At 73.3% G+C, this 16,610-nt stretch carries 16 protein-coding genes and 1 tRNA gene; 11 read left to right on the top strand and 6 right to left on the bottom strand.

What is annotated here, in order from left to right; all coding sequences use genetic code 11:
• The first annotated feature begins 32 nt into the window (after window positions 1-32).
• Entirely contained in the window at window positions 33-245 is a 213-nt protein-coding gene (locus tag JL106_RS00425; RefSeq protein WP_205258694.1) for a hypothetical protein, read from the top strand.
• A 27-nt stretch (window positions 246-272) separates the two neighbouring features.
• On the opposite strand, the gene JL106_RS21805 is transcribed toward JL106_RS00425, so the two are convergent.
• The 3 genes from JL106_RS21805 to JL106_RS00440 all read right to left on the bottom strand — a co-directional run bounded on the left by JL106_RS21805 (window position 273) and on the right by JL106_RS00440 (window position 3,133).
• Window positions 273-914: a response regulator transcription factor gene (locus tag JL106_RS21805; RefSeq protein ID WP_205258695.1), complete on the bottom strand. Its 642-nt coding sequence runs from the start codon at window positions 912-914 to the stop codon at window positions 273-275.
• Window positions 915-974: 60 nt separating this feature from the next.
• Window positions 975-2,135: a sensor histidine kinase gene (locus tag JL106_RS00435; protein ID WP_407940060.1), complete on the bottom strand. Its 1,161-nt coding sequence runs from the start codon at window positions 2,133-2,135 to the stop codon at window positions 975-977.
• A gap of 263 nt (window positions 2,136-2,398) precedes the next feature.
• On the bottom strand, window positions 2,399-3,133 hold the full coding sequence (locus JL106_RS00440) for a sensor domain-containing protein (RefSeq protein ID WP_205258696.1): 735 nt from the start codon (window positions 3,131-3,133) through the stop codon (window positions 2,399-2,401).
• Between the two features lie 150 nt (window positions 3,134-3,283).
• On the opposite strand from JL106_RS00440, the gene JL106_RS00445 reads away from it, so the two are divergent.
• Window positions 3,284-4,150, top strand: coding sequence for an MBL fold metallo-hydrolase (locus JL106_RS00445; RefSeq protein WP_205258697.1), 867 nt, complete (start codon window positions 3,284-3,286; stop codon window positions 4,148-4,150).
• 61 nt (window positions 4,151-4,211) lie between these two features.
• On the opposite strand, the gene JL106_RS00450 is transcribed toward JL106_RS00445, so the two are convergent.
• The 3 genes from JL106_RS00450 to JL106_RS00460 form a co-directional block, all read right to left on the bottom strand.
• Window positions 4,212-4,283 (bottom strand) — tRNA-Arg (locus JL106_RS00450).
• A 90-nt stretch (window positions 4,284-4,373) separates the two neighbouring features.
• Entirely contained in the window at window positions 4,374-5,156 is a 783-nt protein-coding gene (locus JL106_RS00455) for a DUF305 domain-containing protein (RefSeq protein WP_205258698.1), read from the bottom strand.
• Window positions 5,157-5,160: 4 nt separating this feature from the next.
• Window positions 5,161-6,105 carry a DUF3105 domain-containing protein gene (locus JL106_RS00460; protein WP_205258699.1) on the bottom strand — a complete coding sequence of 315 codons (945 nt, stop codon included), beginning with the start codon at window positions 6,103-6,105 and terminating at the stop codon, window positions 5,161-5,163.
• Window positions 6,106-6,364: 259 nt separating this feature from the next.
• Here JL106_RS00460 and argS point away from each other — a divergent pair, with 259 nt between their 5' ends.
• From argS to rpmE, 9 genes are all read left to right on the top strand, one after another.
• Window positions 6,365-8,095: an arginine--tRNA ligase gene (argS, locus tag JL106_RS00465; protein ID WP_205258700.1), complete on the top strand. Its 1,731-nt coding sequence runs from the start codon at window positions 6,365-6,367 to the stop codon at window positions 8,093-8,095.
• Window positions 8,095-9,534, top strand: a complete 1,440-nt coding sequence (lysA, locus tag JL106_RS00470; RefSeq protein WP_205258701.1) for a diaminopimelate decarboxylase — start codon at window positions 8,095-8,097, stop codon at window positions 9,532-9,534. The genes argS and lysA overlap by 1 nt, the downstream gene beginning before the upstream one ends.
• Window positions 9,531-9,782, top strand: a complete 252-nt coding sequence (locus JL106_RS00475) for a hypothetical protein (RefSeq protein ID WP_205258702.1) — start codon at window positions 9,531-9,533, stop codon at window positions 9,780-9,782. The genes lysA and JL106_RS00475 overlap by 4 nt, the downstream gene beginning before the upstream one ends.
• Window positions 9,779-11,095: a homoserine dehydrogenase gene (locus JL106_RS00480; protein ID WP_205258703.1), complete on the top strand. Its 1,317-nt coding sequence runs from the start codon at window positions 9,779-9,781 to the stop codon at window positions 11,093-11,095. Before JL106_RS00475 ends, JL106_RS00480 begins: the two co-directional genes overlap by 4 nt.
• Window positions 11,092-12,219, top strand: coding sequence for a threonine synthase (thrC, locus tag JL106_RS00485; RefSeq protein WP_236006396.1), 1,128 nt, complete (start codon window positions 11,092-11,094; stop codon window positions 12,217-12,219). Before JL106_RS00480 ends, thrC begins: the two co-directional genes overlap by 4 nt.
• Complete coding sequence (gene thrB / locus JL106_RS00490) at window positions 12,216-13,214, top strand: homoserine kinase (RefSeq protein WP_205258704.1); 999 nt, start codon at window positions 12,216-12,218, stop codon at window positions 13,212-13,214. Before thrC ends, thrB begins: the two co-directional genes overlap by 4 nt.
• 419 nt (window positions 13,215-13,633) lie before the next feature.
• Entirely contained in the window at window positions 13,634-15,724 is a 2,091-nt protein-coding gene (gene rho, locus JL106_RS00495) for a transcription termination factor Rho (RefSeq protein ID WP_205258705.1), read from the top strand.
• 26 nt (window positions 15,725-15,750) lie between these two features.
• Window positions 15,751-16,173, top strand: coding sequence for a PPOX class F420-dependent oxidoreductase (locus JL106_RS00500; protein WP_205258706.1), 423 nt, complete (start codon window positions 15,751-15,753; stop codon window positions 16,171-16,173).
• 213 nt (window positions 16,174-16,386) lie between these two features.
• Window positions 16,387-16,599, top strand: coding sequence for a 50S ribosomal protein L31 (gene rpmE / locus JL106_RS00505; protein WP_205258707.1), 213 nt, complete (start codon window positions 16,387-16,389; stop codon window positions 16,597-16,599).
• The last annotated feature ends 11 nt before the right edge of the window (window positions 16,600-16,610 follow it).

Here is a 16,610-nt window from a genome sequence, read left to right on the forward strand (position 1 = left end):
TCGTCCACGCCCGACGATCGGAGGAGATCCCGATGAGCAGCCCGCAGGACTCGGCCCTGGAAGCCCCCGACGCGGACTGGGTGGAACAGCACCAGCCGTTGTCCGTCGATCCCGATCAGCCGGACGCGGGCCTGGGTGAGCTGGACGCCCCGGACTCGTTGCCGAACGAGGCGGACGCCGCCGACGTCCAGGAGCAGGCCGTGCCGGTCGCCGGCGGCGAGGAGGAGGAGTACCCGGCGACGTGACGCCTCCGGGCTGATGGTCCGGGGCGGTCAGCGACCCAGCCAGGCGAGCACTGCGCGGACCCGGCGGTGCTCGGAGGGATCCGTCGGCAGGCCGAGCTTGGCGAAGATGTTGCCGACGTGCTTCTCGACCGCCGCGGCCGACACCACCAACCGGTCGGCCACCGCGGCGTTCGACAATCCCTGGGCCATCAGCCCGAGCACCTCGGACTCGCGAGGCGTCAGGTCCTGCACCCGGTTCCGCCGGCCGCGGGCCATCAGCTGGGCGATCACCTCGGGATCGACGGCGGTCCCGCCGGCGGCCACCCGCCGCACCGCGTCGACGAACTGGGTGACGTCGGCGACCCGCTCCTTGAGCAGGTACCCGACGCCGCCGGCGCCGTCCGCGAGCAGGTCGGCCGCGTAGCTCTCCTCGACGTACTGGGACAGCACCAGCACCGGCAGCCGCGACCTCCCGCGGCGCAGCGCGAGGGCGGCGCGCAGTCCCTCGTCGGTGAAGGTGGGTGGCATCCGCACGTCCATCACGACCAGGTCCGGACGGTGCTCGGCCACGGCCGCCAGGGCCGCCGGCCCGTCGCCCACCGCAGCGACCGTCTCGATCCCCGCGTCGGCCAGCAGGTGCACCAGGCCGGTCCGCAACAGCACGCCGTCCTCGGCCACCACCACCCGCACCGGCCCGATCCTGCCGCATGCGTCAGCGCCACGATCCGCGGGATCCGCGTCGCGTCCAGCTCACCAACTGCATGGCAGATCGGCGCGGACCACGGTGGGGCCGCCGGCCGGGCTGACCACGGTGACCACGCCGTCGATGGTCGCAGCCCGGTCGGCCAGCCCCGCGAGGCCGCCACCGCTGCGCGCCGCGGCGCCGCCCCGGCCGTCGTCGGTGACCTGCACCACCACGGACGCCTCCGTCCGCCACATCCGCACCTGGGCTGCGGTGGCCTCGGCGTGCTTGGTCACGTTGGTGAGCGCCTCGGCCACGATGAAGTAGGCGATGGTCTCGACCGCGGCCGGTGGCCGCTCCAGGAGCGACACGTCGATCTGGACGGGCAGGTCGGACCTGGCCACCAGGGCGGACACCGCCGCGTCCAGCCCGCGGTCGGTCAGCACGGCCGGATGGATGCCCCGGGCCAGGTCCCGCAGTTCGGCCACCGCGAGCTTGGCGTCGAGGTGGGCCTGGTCGATCAGGTCGCGGGTCAACCGGTCGCCGTGCTCCTGCGTGACGGATCCGGGTCCGCCGGTGCCGTCCACCGGGGCCTGGGCGTCCAGCCGGGCCTTGGCCCGTCCGAGCGTCATGGCCACCGCCACCAACCGCTGCTGCGCACCGTCGTGCAGGTCCCGTTCGATCCGGCGACGCTCGGCCTCGGCCGCATCCACGCCACGGGCGCGGGACGCCTGCAGCGCCTGTGCCCGCTGCTCCCAGCGGCCGGAGGCCTTCGGACCCAGCAGCGCGACCGCCAGCGTCCAGTGCAGCCAGGCCATCCATGGCAGCACCCAGACGGCCACCGGCACCAGCACGACGCCCACCAGGGTGATGGCGAACTGCACGGTGCCGAGCGGCAGGACCAGCAGGAAGTACAGCAACGCCCGCCAGGTCGCGGGATCGACCACGTCGCGGCGCCAGCGGGCCAGGACCCCGGCCGGTTCCGGCCCCGGCGCCGGCTCGGGGACCGGCATGGCCAACGCGGTGCGCACCCAGGCCCGCTCCTGCCGGGCCAGGCCGCGGATCAGGGTGGTGGTGGCGATCAGGATCGGGATGCCGACCCAGACGACGACCGTCGCCACGCCGAGGATCACGCCGACGACGACCAGGGTGAAGGTCAGGATGCGCAGCGGGAACGAGACCACGAAGTACGCCACCGACCGCAGGGCGCCGGGCCGGCGCTCGGCCAGCTGCGCCGGGCCGGCGCCGGACGCCGGGTCCGCCGGGACGGGACCGGCCTCCGGCTGCGGCCGTTCGGTGGACACGGCGTCATCCTGCCCCCGAGTCCGCCGCCCGGTCGCGGGGCCGGTCGCCGTCCGGGACCGCCCCCGCGTCGCGGCCGGGGTCGTCCAGATGGCCCGCCGGTCGACCGACCGGGCCGGACCCAGCCGCCGCCCGCCGTCCGCGACCGGGGTCGGGTCCGGGGAGGGGTCCGGGGACGGGCGCATGGCGATCACGCCCCGTCCCGGCCGGCCAGCAGGTTGCGGGCCAGGGCGACGTGGCCGCGGACCAGGCCGCGGGTGACCACGATGGCGACGGCGACGACCAGCACCCCGGCGGCGCTCCAGGGCAGCGCGGACCACCAGCTGTCGACGGTCAGCCAGCGGTGGCCTTCGTCGTCGCTGGGGAAGTGCATGGCGCCCTCGGGCAGGAAGCGGTACCAGATCGGCAGGGTGATCGCCCCGAGACCGGTGGCCCACAGGGTCACCACCACGGTGAACTGGATGATGCCCAGCGGGAACAGCAGCAGCAGGTAGGCCAGGGAGGACCAGGTCGAGCCGTCCTCGAGGCGTTGCTGCCATCGCTGTCGTGCGGTGCGGCCGGTGATGCGGTCGACCGGCTCGGGCAGCCGCACCCCGAGCATGCCGGCCACCCGCTCCCGTTCCATCCGGCCCAGGCCTCGGACCACCAGCACGGCGGCGGCGAGCACGGGCAGGCCCACCCAGATGATCGCCGTGGACACCCCGACGCTGATCAGCGTGACCAGCAGGGTGAACGACACGATGCCCAGCGGCAGACCGAGCAGCAGGAACGCGACCGACGCGGCCAGGCCGGGTCCATGGCCGACCGACACGGGGCGGCCGGAGGTGGTCGCGAGCGAGCCGAGGACCGGCTGGTCGCCGGTCCCGGACGAGACGTGCAGCGGGTCGGCGGCGGAGCCGGCGGCCGGGAACGGGTGTGTGGTCATGGATCGAGCCTGGTCCGGCTACCGCGTCGGTCCCATGGTGCGCACCCCCCGATCCAGGGTGGGGCTGGCCATACCCCCGGCCCCCCGGCCCCCCCGGCCCCCCGGCTGTCCCTGGCTGCCGGACCGCGGCGCGCGGGCCAGGATGCCGGCATGCGACCAGGAGAGCGATCGCCCCGGGTGGGCGTGGACGACGAGCTGCCGGTGTGTGCAACGTGCGGGGTGCAGCGCGAGGCCGGTGACCGGCCCGCGGTCTGCCCCATCTGTGCGGACGACCGGCAGTGGGTGCCGGCCGACGGCCAGCGCTGGACGTCGATGGGGGAGCTGGCCGCCGGTGGGCACCGCGTCGAGGTGCGCACCGACGCAGGCCTGACCGGCATCGGCACCACGCCGGGGTTCGCCATCGGGCAGCGCGCACTGCTGGTGCCCGGGCCGGAGGGAAACCTGCTCTGGGACTGCGTGCCGCTCGTCGATGACGAGGCCGCCGCCGCGGTGGACGCGCTCGGCGGGGTGGCCGCCATCGCGATGTCGCACCCGCACTTCTACAGCGCCGTGGCGTCCTGGAGCAGGGCGTTCGGCGGCGTCCCGGTGTTCGTGCACCGGGCCGACGAACAGTGGCTGGGGCGGACCGGCGGCGTCGAACGCTGGGACGGCACGACCCGCGAGATCCTGCCCGGCAGAACGCTGATCAACACCGGCGTGCACTTCGCCGGGGGCACCGTGCTGCACGCCGACGCCACCGTCAGCGAGATCCCCGGCGGCGCACTGTGTTCCGGCGACATCGTGCAGGTGGTCAACGACACCCGGTGGGTGTCCTTCATGTACAGCTACCCGAACCTGATCCCGGAGCACCCGGACACGGTGGTCCGCACCGTGCGGATGCTGGAGCCGTTCGCGTTCGAGGCCGTGTACGGCGCGTGGTGGGGCAAGGTCGTCCCGACCGACGGCAAGGCGGCGGTCCGGCGCTCCGCCCGGCGCTACCTGAGCCATCTCGGCCTGCCCTGGCCGGACGAGGTCTGACCGACCGTCGGCGGGAACGCCGAACGGGGCGGCACCTGTGCGGTGCCGCCCCGCTCCGATGTGCCCCCGGCAGGATTCGAACCTGCGCACCCGCCTCCGGAGGGCGGTGCTCTATCCCCTGAGCTACGGGGGCGCGGGAAGGAACTCTACCGCATCCGCGGCGGTGCTCCCGCCTGCTGTCCGGCCGTCGCACGGCCGCCCACCGGCGAGCTCCGGCGAGCGTTCACGACGCCGGCAGTGGCTCGGCGCCGCGCTGCTGCAGCATCTGCGTCATCACCGCGATCTCGCTCTGCTGCGTCTCCAGCATCTTGCCGGCGAAGTTGCGCACGATCGGGTTGCCGGCGTGGTCGGCGGCCTCCTGCATCATCGGCACCCCGCCCTGGTGGTGCCGGATCATCAGCTGCAGGAACAGCACGTCGGACGCCTCGCCCCGGGCGTCACGCAGCTGGGCGATCTCGGCGTTCGTGGCCATGCCGGGCATGATCGCGCCGTCCGATCCGGTTGCCGGGGCCGAGGCCGTCGCCCCGGTGCCGCTGCCGTGCGCGTGGCCGTCGCTGCCCATCCAGGCCATCGGCGGCTCGCCGGTGACCTGCGGCAGTTGCCACAGCGCCAGCCAGCCCTGCATCTGGCCCAGCTGGGCGGTCTGGGTGGCGTCGATGTCGTAACCCATCACCGCGATCTCGGGGTCGTCGGTGTTCTCCTGGGCGTAGTGCGCCATCAGCGCGCCCTGGGTGTGGTGCACGATCATGTCGCGCGCGAACCCGGCGTCCACCGAGTCCGAGGCCGGCACACTCACCGCGTCCGTGGACGTGCCGGGCTTCAGTGCCATGCCGATCGTCGCGCCGACCAGCAGCAGCACGATCGCCCCGGCGGCCAGCACCAGCGTGGTGGTGCGCCCGCCCCACCGCGGGCCGGACGGCCGGTGCTGCGGCTGGCCCGCCTCGGGCGTGCGGTCACCGCCCGGCGCTTCCGGGGCGCCGGGCGAGTGGGGTGCCGCGCTCGTCATCGGCTCAGCTGCCCGAGGTGGCCGGGCTCTCGGCCGAGGTCTCGGCGGGCGTCTCCGCCGACGACGCCGGGGCGGTCTCGGTCTGGCTGCCCGTCTCCACCGGCACGCCGTTGGTCGTGGTCGGCAGCGTGCTCTGGTCGATGGCCGACATCTCGCTGGTCGCCTCGGTGGCCCCGGCGCCACTCATCGGAACCGCGTCGGCGCCCCGCGGGGACGCGTCGAACGCCGGCGGGTTGACCGTGTCGAAGGTCGGCTGCGAGCAGGTCGCACCGGTCTCCGGGTAGATGTACGGGTTGAGCCGGACGGCAGCGATGAAATGCCGGACCCGCTCGTCGGAGGCGGAGTCGACCTTGAGCTGGTGCGCCCAGCCCTGCAGCGAGATCGGGCTGTCCAGACCGGGGTACGGGCTCAGCGAGATGTAGGTCTGCCCGTCCACCAGGCCCTGCAGCACCTCGAGATCCCCGTCGGCGACGGTGTCCGGGTTGTAGGTGATCCAGACCGCGCCGTGCTCCAACGTGTGGACCATGTTCTCGTCACGGACCGGCACGGTGTAGACGACGCCGTTGCAGGCCGCCCACACACCGTCGTGCGGACCGCCGACCGGCGGGAAGCGGTTGTAGGCCACCCGCTCGTCGGCGCCCACGTGCAGGGCGGCCGCGTAGTCGTCGTAGCTGAACCGGCCGTCCTCGGAGACGGTGGCCGCGCCCACGTAGATGCCCGGGATGTCGGTCGACGGGTCCCGGTTCTCCTCGGTCGGCGTCCAGGCGGCCACCTCGGCGGCGGCCTGGTCGTTGGACCGGTTCTGGTTGTAGACGACGATGAAGATGCCCGCGGCGAGGGCCACGATCACCGCCACCGCGCCGATGGTCAGCCAGGGCAGGCCCTGCCGTCGGCTGACCAGCGCGGGGGGAGCGGAGCGTCGTTTCTTGGCGGACTTGCCGCTGGCCATCATGGAAGCGCAACCTCGGTCGGATCGGTGGGACAGGAACAGCCGGCCCGGGACAACGCCCCGTGCTCGACGCCGCGATCGCCGCGCCGACCGCCCGCGAGGCGGTCGAACCGGCCCTGACCTCGGCCGCTGCGGAGTGTACGGACCGCGCGCGTGGCCCGGCTGTGAACGCGCAGCGTGATCGGGCGTTCCCGGAGCGCCCTCGCGCCCGCTCGGGAGCGTGGTCGGAAGGCTCGTCGCGGCTTCCTAAGATGGACGGGTGAATCCCGAGTCCCTGGTCGACGTGCTCCGTGTTGCCCTGACGGCGGCGGTGGCCGAGGGTGACCTGACCCCGAAGGCCGTCCCCGACAGCACTGAGGGCGTCGGTCCGGCCGCAGCGCAGGCCGCGCTGGCCGCCACCGAGATCACCGTGGAGCGGCCCCGATCCCGCGAGCACGGCGACTACGCCACCTCCCTGGCCATGAGACTGGCCAAGCCGACCGGCATGTCGCCGCGGGCGGTGGCCCAGGTGCTGGCCGACCGGCTCGCCTCGGCGCCCGGCATCGCCAAGGTGGAGATCGCCGGCCCGGGCTTCCTGAACCTCACCCTGGACACCGCGGCCGCCGCCGCCACGGTGGCCCGGGTGGTGGCCGAGGGCGAGCGGTACGGCACCGGTGACGCCCTGGCCGGTCGCGCCGTCAACCTCGAGTTCGTCTCGGCCAACCCGACCGGTCCGGTGCACATCGGCGGCGCCCGGTGGGCGGCGGTCGGCGACGCGCTCGGCCGGATCCTGAGCGCCCAGGGTGCCGCGGTCACCCGGGAGTACTACTTCAACGACGCCGGCGCGCAGATCGACCGGTTCGCCCGGTCGCTGCTGGCCGCGGTGCGCGGCGAGCCCGCTCCCGAGGACGGCTACGGCGGCGAGTACATCGCCGAGATCGCCACGGCCATCGCCGCCGACCAGCCCGCCCTGCACGGCATGGCCGACGCGGACGCCCAGGAGCTGCTGCGTCGCGAGGGCGTCCACCGGATGTTCGACGACATCAAGGCCACGTTGCACCAGTTCCGCACCGACTTCGACGTCTACTTCCACGAGGACTCGCTGCACAGCAGCGGTGCGGTGCAGGCCGCGGTGGACCGGCTCAAGGCCTCCGGGCACCTCTACGCCCGGGACGGCGCCTGGTGGCTGCGCTCCACCGAGTACGGCGACGACAAGGACCGCGTCGTCATCAAGTCGGACGGCAACCCGGCGTACATCGCCGGCGACCTGGCCTACTTCCTGGACAAGCGCTCCCGCGGCTTCGACCTGTGCATCTACATGCTCGGCGCCGACCACCACGGCTACATCTCCCGGCTCAAGGCCGCCGCCGCTGCATTCGGCGACGACCCGTCCGTGGTCGAGGTGCTCATCGGGCAGCTGGTCAACCTGGTCCGCGACGGGCAGCCGCTGCGGATGAGCAAGCGGGCCGGGACGGTGCTCACCCTGGACGACCTGATCGACGCCCTCGGGGTGGACGCCGCGCGGTACGCGCTGATCCGGTACTCGGTCGACACCACCCTCGACCTCGACCTGGACCTGTGGACCAAGCAGACCAACGACAACCCGGTCTACTACGTGCAGTACGCGCACGCCCGGTTGGCGTCGCTGGCCCGCAACGCCGCCGACCTCGGCATCGACCCGCGGTACGACGATCCGGCCGCCTTCGATCCGATGCTGCTCGACACCCCGCGCGAGTCCGAGCTGATCGCCCTGCTCGCGGCCTGGCCGGCGCTGCTGCGCACCGCCGCGGAACTGCGCGAGCCGCACCGCGTCGCCCGGTACCTGGAGGACCTGGCCTCCGGCTACCACAAGTTCTACGACGCGGTCCGGGTGCTGCCCATGGGGGATGAACAGGACGGAGGCCCGGCCCCTGCGCACACGGTGGCCCGACTCTGGCTGTGCCGCGCGGCCCGGCAGGTGCTGGCCAACGGCCTTGACGTCCTCGGTGTCTCGGCCCCGGAGCGCATGTGATGTCCGCCCGCGTCCATCCCGCCGGACCGCGATCCGGGGAACACGTCGACGATCGCCCGCTGGACGCGCTGCCGGCCGACCTGAACCGGCTCGACCCGGTCATCTGGCCGCGGCACGCCGGGCGCGGGGCCGACGGCGCCATGGTGCTGGCCGGCAACGACGTCCGCGACCTGGCCGCCGAGCACGGCACGCCGATGATGGTGCTCGACGAGCAGGACTTCCGCAGTCGGTGCCGCGACTTCGTGAACGCCTACGGCCGGGCCGAGGCGGTGCACTACGCAGGCAAGGCGTTCCTGTGCACCCAGGTGGTGCGGTGGCTGGACGAGGAGGGCCTGTCGCTGGACGTGTGCACCGGGGGCGAGCTGCGGCTGGCCCTGCGGGCCGGCTTCCCGCCCCACCGGATCACCTTCCACGGTTCGAACAAGTCCGACGCCGAGCTGGAGCTGGCCGCCGAGGTCGGGGTCGGCGCCATCGTCGTCGACTCGTACGACGAGATCGGCCGGCTGGCCGGCATCGCTGAGCGGCGACGGCTCGTTCGTGGTTCCGACGCCGACTCGGACCCCATCCGGCTGTTCATCCGGGTCACCGTCGGCGTCGAGGCGCATACTCACGAGTTCATCGCCACCGCGCACGAGGACCAGAAGTTCGGCTTCTCGCTGAGCGCGGGCGACGCGCAGGAGGCCGTCCGCCGCATCGTGGCCCTGCCCGGGCTGCGGCTGATCGGACTGCACTCGCACATCGGCTCGCAGATCTTCGACCCGTCGGGCTTCGAGGTGTCCGCCCGGCGGGTGGTCAGCCTGCTGCGGCAGCTGCTCGAGGACCATCCGGCGCTGGCCGACAGCATCACGGTGCTCGACCTGGGGGGCGGCCTGGGCATCGCGTACACGTCGGCGGACGATCCGCCGCAGCCGGACGTGATGGCCACGTCGCTGCTGGACATCGTCAGCCGGGAGTGCCAGGCCGCCGGCCTGGTCGTGCCGGACGTCGCCGTCGAGCCCGGCCGGGCCATCGCCGGCCCGGGCACGGTGACCGTCTACCAGGTCGGCACCATCAAGGACGTCGTCCTCGACGGCGGGGTGGTGCGGCGGTACGTGTCGGTCGACGGCGGGATGAGCGACAACATCCGGACCGCCCTCTACGACGCCGCCTACACGGTGACGCTGGCCTCGCGGACCTCGACGGCCCCGGCGACACGCTGCCGGGTCGTGGGCAAGCACTGCGAGTCCGGGGACATCGTCGTCCGCGACTGCTACCTTCCTGCCGACCTGGCGGTGGGGGATCTGCTCGCGGTCGCCGCCACGGGCGCGTACTGCTACGTGATGGCGAGCAGCTACAACCGGGTGCCCCGGCCGCCGGTGATCGCGGTGGCCGACGGTGCCGCCCGCACCCTGCTCCGCCGGGAGACCGACGACGACCTGATGCGCCTGGAGACCTGGTGAGCACTGCACCCGAGCCGGACCGCCCTGCGAAGACCACGCCGGCACCGGCCCGACAGCCGTCCCTGGTCCCCGGCGTGGTGTTGCTGGTGATCGCCGCAGTGCTCATCGTGGTCGTGCTGGTCGCACCCGACATGCCGCAGTGGCTCAAGGTGGTCATCGCGATCCTGGCCGTGCTGGTGGTGGTCACGCTGCTCGGCTACGCCTTCAAGGTGTTCCGCGACACCGCGCGCCGGGGGAGCGGCCGATGAGGCCGGACGCGCGGGAGGTCGGCGGACCGGTCCGGGTGGCGGTGCTCGGGGCCGGGGTGGTGGGCAGCCAGGTGGTCCGGCTGCTGCTCGAGCACGGCAACGAGCTCGCCGCGCGCATCGGCGCCCCGCTGGAGCTGGCCGGGGTGGCCGTCCGCCGCCCGAACCGGCACCCCGACGTCCCGGCCGCGTTGCTGACCACCGACGCCGCGGCGCTGGTCGCGCGGCCGGACGTCGACGTGGTGGTCGAGGTGATCGGTGGCCTGGAGCCCACGCGCGAACTGCTGCTCACCGCTTTGCGGCGGGGCGCGGCGGTGGTCACCGCGAACAAGGCGCTGCTGGCCGAACACGGCCCGGAGCTGTACGAGGCGGCCGACGCGGCAGGCGCCGATCTGTACTTCGAGGCAGCCGTCGCCGGAGCCATCCCGCTGATCCGTCCGATCCGCGAATCCCTTGCTGGAGACCGCATCTCGCGGATCATGGGGATCGTCAACGGCACCACCAACTTCATCCTGTCGGCGATGAGCCAGCAGGGCGTCGGCTACGGCGAGGCGCTCGCCGAGGCCACTCGACTGGGCTACGCCGAGGCCGATCCGACCGCGGACGTCGACGGCTTCGACGCCGCGGCCAAGGCCGCCATCCTGGCCTCCATCGGCTTCCACACCCGGGTCGGTGCCGACCAGGTGCACCGCGAGGGCATCGCCGGGGTGACCGCGGCGGACATCCGCGCGGCGCGGGAGATCGGCTGCGTGGTGAAGCTGCTGGCCATCTGCGAACGGGTCTCGGTGGGCGGGGGCGAGGCGGTGTCGGCCCGGGTGCACCCGGTGATGCTGCCGGTGGCCCATCCGCTCGCCGGTGTCGACGGGGCCTACAACGCGGTCTACGTCGAGGCCGAATCGGCCGGGCGGCTGATGTTCTACGGCCCCGGAGCCGGCGGTGCCCCCACGGCGTCGGCCGTGCTGGGTGACCTGGTCGCGGTGGCCCGCAACCGGCTGGTCGGCGGGCGGGGCCCGGGGGAGTCGGCCCACGCCGACCTGCCGGTCCAGCCGATGGGTGAGGTCCCGGCGCGGTACCACGTGAGCCTGGACGTCGACGACCGTTCCGGTGTGCTCGCCGCGGTGGCCGGGGCGTTCGCGGCCGCCGGGGTGTCGATCTCCGACGTCCGGCAGATGGGCCGCGGCACGGACGCGCAGCTGGTCGCGGTGACGCACACCGCGCCGGATGCGGTGCTGGCCACGACCGTGGCGCAGCTGGGCGAACTGCCTGCGGTGCACCGGGTCACCTCGGTCATGCGGGTGATGGGAGAGCTGCGATGAGCGGCACCACGATGACCAGCGGCACGGTGTCGGCGGGCTTGGCCTCCCCGGGCTGGCCGGGGCTGATCCACGCCTACGCCGATCGCGTGGCCGTCCCCCCGGGCGCCGCGGTGGTGACCCTGCAGGAGGGCGGCACTCCGCTGGTGCCGGCCGGTGCGCTGTCCGACCGGGTCGGCGCGGAGGTCTGGCTCAAGGTCGAGGGGGCCAATCCGACCGGCTCGTTCAAGGACCGCGGGATGACCGTCGCGGTCACCCACGCGCTGGCCGCCGGGGCCCGGGCCGTCATCTGCGCATCCACCGGCAACACGTCGGCCTCGGCCGCTGCGTACGCCGCGCGAGCCGGGCTGAACAGCGCAGTCCTGGTCCCGCAGGGCAAGATCGCCAGCGGCAAGCTGGCCCAGGCGGTGGCCTACGGCGCCCGGATCCTGCAGGTGCAGGGCAACTTCGACGACTGCCTGGAGCTGGCCCGCAAGACCGCCGCCGCCCACCCGGAGATCGAGCTGGTCAACTCGGTGAACCCGGTCCGCATCGAAGGCCAGAAGACCGCCGCGTTCGAGATCTGCGACGTGCTCGGGCGGGCGCCCGACGTGCACTGCCTGCCGGTCGGCAACGCGGGCAACATCACCGCGTACTGGAAGGGCTTCACCGAGTACCAGCGCGACGGCGTGGTGGCCACCACGCCGCGCATGCTCGGGTTCCAGGCGGCCGGGGCCGCGCCGCTGGTGCTCGGGCACCCGGTGCCGAACCCCGACACCATCGCCACCGCCATCCGGATCGGCGCCCCGGCCTCCGGCGCGCAGGCGCTCAGGGCCCGCGACGAGTCCGGCGGGCTCATCGACGCGGTCACCGACGAGCAGATCCTGGACGCCTACCGGCTGCTGGCCACCAACGAGGGTGTCTTCGTCGAGCCCGCGTCGGCCGCGTCGGTGGCCGGCCTGCTCGCCGTCGCCGCTGACGGCCGGCTGTTCGCGGACCGGAAGACCGCCGCCGGGCCGCTGGTGGTCGTCTGCACGGTGACCGGCAACGGACTCAAGGACCCGGACACCGCCATGCTGACCATGACCGACCCGGTCGTCGTCCCGGTCGCCGCGGAGGCCGTGGCGGCCGCGCTGGACCTGGCGTGACGGAGCCGCAGGTTCATGCCGGCGGGTCCGAGACGTGGTGGCACGTCCGGGTTCCCGCGACGTCGGCCAACCTGGGGCCTGGATTCGACAGCTTCGGGCTGGCGCTCGACCTGCACGACGAGATGGCCGTGCGGCCCACCGCTGGCGGGTTCGTCGTCGAGATCGACGGGCCCGGACGCGACGCCGTGCCGCTGGACGAGTCGCACCTGGTGCTGCGGGCCATGTCCCGTGCCTTCGCCACGGTCGGGCAGACGCTGCCCGGGGTGCACCTGCGGTGCTGGAACCGCATCCCGCACGGCGGCGGGCTGGGGTCGTCGGCGGCCGCCATCGTGGCCGGTCTGCTGCTGGGCCGGGCGCTGCTGCCGACCCCGGATCCGGCGCAGCCGGACCGCACGCTGTCCGACGCCGATCTGTTCGACCTGGCCTGCGAGCTCGAGGGACACCCGGACAACGTGGCCCCGGCCCTGTTCGGCGGTCTGACCCTGTGCCATCCCGCACCGAACGGTGGCACCCGGGTGGTGTCACCCGTGGTCCACCCCGACCTGCGGCCCATCGCGTTCGAGGCCGCGGCCTCGTCGTCCACCAAGCAGTCCCGCGGTCTGCTGCCGGCCACGGTGCCGCACGCCGACGCGGCGGCCAACGCCGCCGCCGCCGGGTTGCTCGTCCTCGGGCTCACCCAGGATCCGTCGGTGCTGCTCCCGGCCACCGCGGACCGGCTGCACCAGCCGTACCGGGCCGCGTCCATGCCGGCGTCCACCACGCTCATCGCGGACCTGCGCGCCGCCGGCCTGCCCGCGGTCGTCTCCGGTGCCGGACCATCGGTGCTGGTGCTGTGCGACCAGTCGCAGCAGCAGGAGGTGCACCGGTTGCTCGACGCCGGGCAGCTCCCCGCGGACGGCTTCACCGTGCGCGACGTCGCCATCTGCCGCACGGGCGGCCAGGTCCGGGCGGACGACGGTCGTCCGGGCGGGGTCTGGGCGGAGTGCGCCGGCTGAGGCCGATCCGGCCTGCTGACGTCCGTCCGGTGACCCCGGCCGCGACGGTTCCCATCACCCCGACGATGGAACGCGACGTGTGACACGCGCGTCGTGCTTGCTGGTCATCCCGTCCGCGGTTACTCTGGCGGACAGATCACCGGCCTTGCGTCCTTCACCCGCACTCACGAGCCGGAGTCGCAGGGGGTACTCCCTCCGTCTTCTGTCGATCGCCTCCATTCTCCCGTTCGCGTGAGCGGGGATGAGCGTCCAGCCGCCGGAGTGCTCTGTCGCCCGCCCTCTCGCGTTGCGATGCCAGAACCCGACCCCGGTGATCCGCAGAACCTCACCGCGTCCTCGACTGACGCGGGACGGCAGCCGTCACGTCTTGACGGCGCACGATCCCGGCCGAACTCATCGGCCGGACAGGAAGGATCTTCGTGACTGACACCACGGAGTCGCTCGAAACCCTGCTGCCCGCGGACACCGAGACCGGTGCGGCGCCTCGCCGCGTCCGTCAGCGCGGCGAGGGCCTGTCGGGCATGGTGCTGGCCGATCTGAAGGCGATCGCCGGTCAGCTCGGCATCCGCGGCACCTCCGGGATGCGCAAGGGTGACCTGGTCGCGGCCATCTCGGCCCGGCAGACCGGTGGCGCCTCGGGCACCACGAACAGCGGGAGCCGGCCCGCGCCGACCGTCACCACCCCCGATGCGTCCCCCGACCGGGCGACGGCTCCCTCCGCGGCGCCGGCCACCGAGACCGGTGGCACCCGAGCCGATGCGGACCGCGCGCAGCGCCCCGAACGTCGTGACACCGATCGTCCTGACGCCGATCGACCGGACACCGAGCGGTCGGCCGCGGTGAACGGCGCCGATGATCATGTCGCCGCTCCGGCCGCCGACCGAGACGAGTCGCGCGACCGCTCCGCACCCACCGTTGAATCACTCCAGCTCGACCTGCCGCCGATCAGCCCGCGGGACGGTCGGGACCAGGGCGAGGGCCGCGAGGACGGTTCGCGCGGCAGCCGTCGCAACCGGCGCAACCGGCGTGACCGGGACGGTGGCGAGGGTGCGAGCGCGACGGTCGAGCAGACCGACGACCGCGGCGAGGGTGACCGGAGCGCCGAGCGCTCGGGTGACCGCGCCGACGGGCGCGACCAGCGCGCCGGCCAGAATCGCGACGGACGGCCCGAGCAGGGCCGCAACGACCAGCGCAACCAGGGCCGGGACCAGTCCCGGGACCAGGGTCAGGGCCGCAACGACCAGCGTCGTGCCGCCGACGAGGACGACGACGGTGACGGCCGCGGCCGCCGCGGCCGCCGCTACCGCGAGCGGAACCGGCGGGGCCGCGACCGGCTGGCCGGCGAGGGCGGCGGTGCCGAGCCGGAGGTGCGCGACGACGACGTGCTGCTGCCGGTGGCCGGCATCCTCGACGTGCTCGACTCGTACGCGTTCATCCGCACCTCGGGCTACCTGACCGGCCCGAACGACATCTATGTGTCGCTCTCGCAGGTCCGCAAGTACGGCCTGCGCCGGGGCGACGCCGTCACCGGCGCCGTCCGCCAGGCCCGGGAGGGCGAGCAGCAGCGGCAGAAGTTCAATGCCCTGGTGCGGCTCGACTCGGTCAACGGCATGGAGCCCGAGGCGGCCAAGCAGCGCCCCGAGTTCACCAAGCTCACGCCGCTCTACCCGAACGAGCGGCTGCGCCTGGAGACCGAGTCGCACATCCTCACCACCCGGGTCATCGACCTGGTCATGCCGGTCGGCAAGGGGCAACGCGCGCTCATCGTCTCGCCGCCCAAGGCCGGCAAGACCTCGGTGCTGCAGGCCATCGCCAACGCCATCAGCACGAACAACCCGGAGTGCCACCTCATGGTGGTGCTGGTCGACGAACGGCCGGAGGAAGTCACCGACATGCAGCGGTCGGTGAAGGGCGAGGTGATCGCCTCCACCTTCGACCGGCCGCCGGCCGACCACACCCTGGTCGCCGAGCTGTCCATCGAGCGGGCCAAGCGCCTGGTCGAGATGGGCAAGGACGTGGTGGTGCTGCTCGACTCGATCACCCGACTCGGCCGCGCCTACAACCTGGCCGCGCCGGCGTCCGGCCGGATCCTGTCCGGTGGTGTCGACTCGACCGCGCTGTTCCCGCCGAAGCGCTTCCTCGGCGCGGCCCGCAACATCGAGAACGGCGGCTCGCTCACCATCTTCGCCTCGGCGCTGGTGGAGACCGGGTCGGCCGGTGACACGGTGATCTTCGAGGAGTTCAAGGGCACCGGCAACGCCGAGCTCAAGCTGGACCGGCGCCTGGCCGACAAGCGGATGTTCCCCGCCATCGACGTCGACCAGAGCTCCACCCGCAAGGAGGACCTGCTGCTCTCGCCCGACGAGCTGGCCATCGTGGTCAAGCTCCGTCGGGTGCTGGCCGCGCTGGACACCCAGCAGGCCCTCGAGGTGGTGCTCGACCGGCTGCGCAAGACCCGCAACAACGTCGAGTTCCTGATGCAGGTGGCCAAGTCCACCCCCGGCGATTGATCATGCCGCAGGAGGCAGCCGCGATCGTGCCCACCAGTCCGGTCCTGGCCCGAGAGGTGTTGGCGCGCACGTCCTACGTGCTGCTCACCACGTTCCGGAAGTCCGGGGCGGCGGTGGCCACTCCGGTCTGGATCGCGCCCGGCCGGGGTGACCTGGCCGGTGCACTGCTGGTCTGGTCCAACCCCCGGGCGGGCAAGATCAAGCGGCTGCGCCGACCGTCCGACGTGCTGGTGCAGCCGTGCTCCATCGGTGGGACCCCCATCGGTGAGCCGATCACGGCCCGCGCGGAGCGACTGCCCGACGACCGGGTGCAGGACGTCATCCGAGCGCTGGTGCGCAAGTACGGCATCACGGCCTGGCTGACCACGCTGTCCACCCGGCAGTGGCCCGGTCCGCTGGCACGGTTGCCCCGCCGTGCGGCGGCGGGGATCGCCATCCACCTGCCCTGACCGCCCTCGTCGGCTCCGGCCGGCTCCCTACGGTGGGAATGCCGGGGAGGCGGGCGACGTTCAGGCGGAGGTGCCTGTATGTGGCACACTGGCAGGTCGAGCCCGGCCCCGGTTCACGCCGCCCGATGCCGCTCGGAGACACCACGTCGTTCCTGACGGGGATCCGCGCGGCCGAAGTCCGGACGGCGACCCGGAGCCACGAGAGAGGACACCATGAAGACCGGCATCCACCCCGAGTACGTCACCACCGAGGTCTCCTGCGGTTGTGGGAACACCTTCACCACCCGCAGCACCGAGACCAGCGGGAAGATCACCGTCGAGGTCTGCTCGAACTGCCACCCGTTCTACACCGGCAAGCAGAAGATCCTGGACACCGGCGGTCGTGTCGCCCGCTTCGAGGCGCGGTACGGCAAGCGCAACCGCTGACCGAACCCTAC

It is taken from the genome of Nakamurella leprariae, from assembly GCF_016918035.1.
GTDB lineage: Bacteria > Actinomycetota > Actinomycetes > Mycobacteriales > Nakamurellaceae > Nakamurella > Nakamurella leprariae.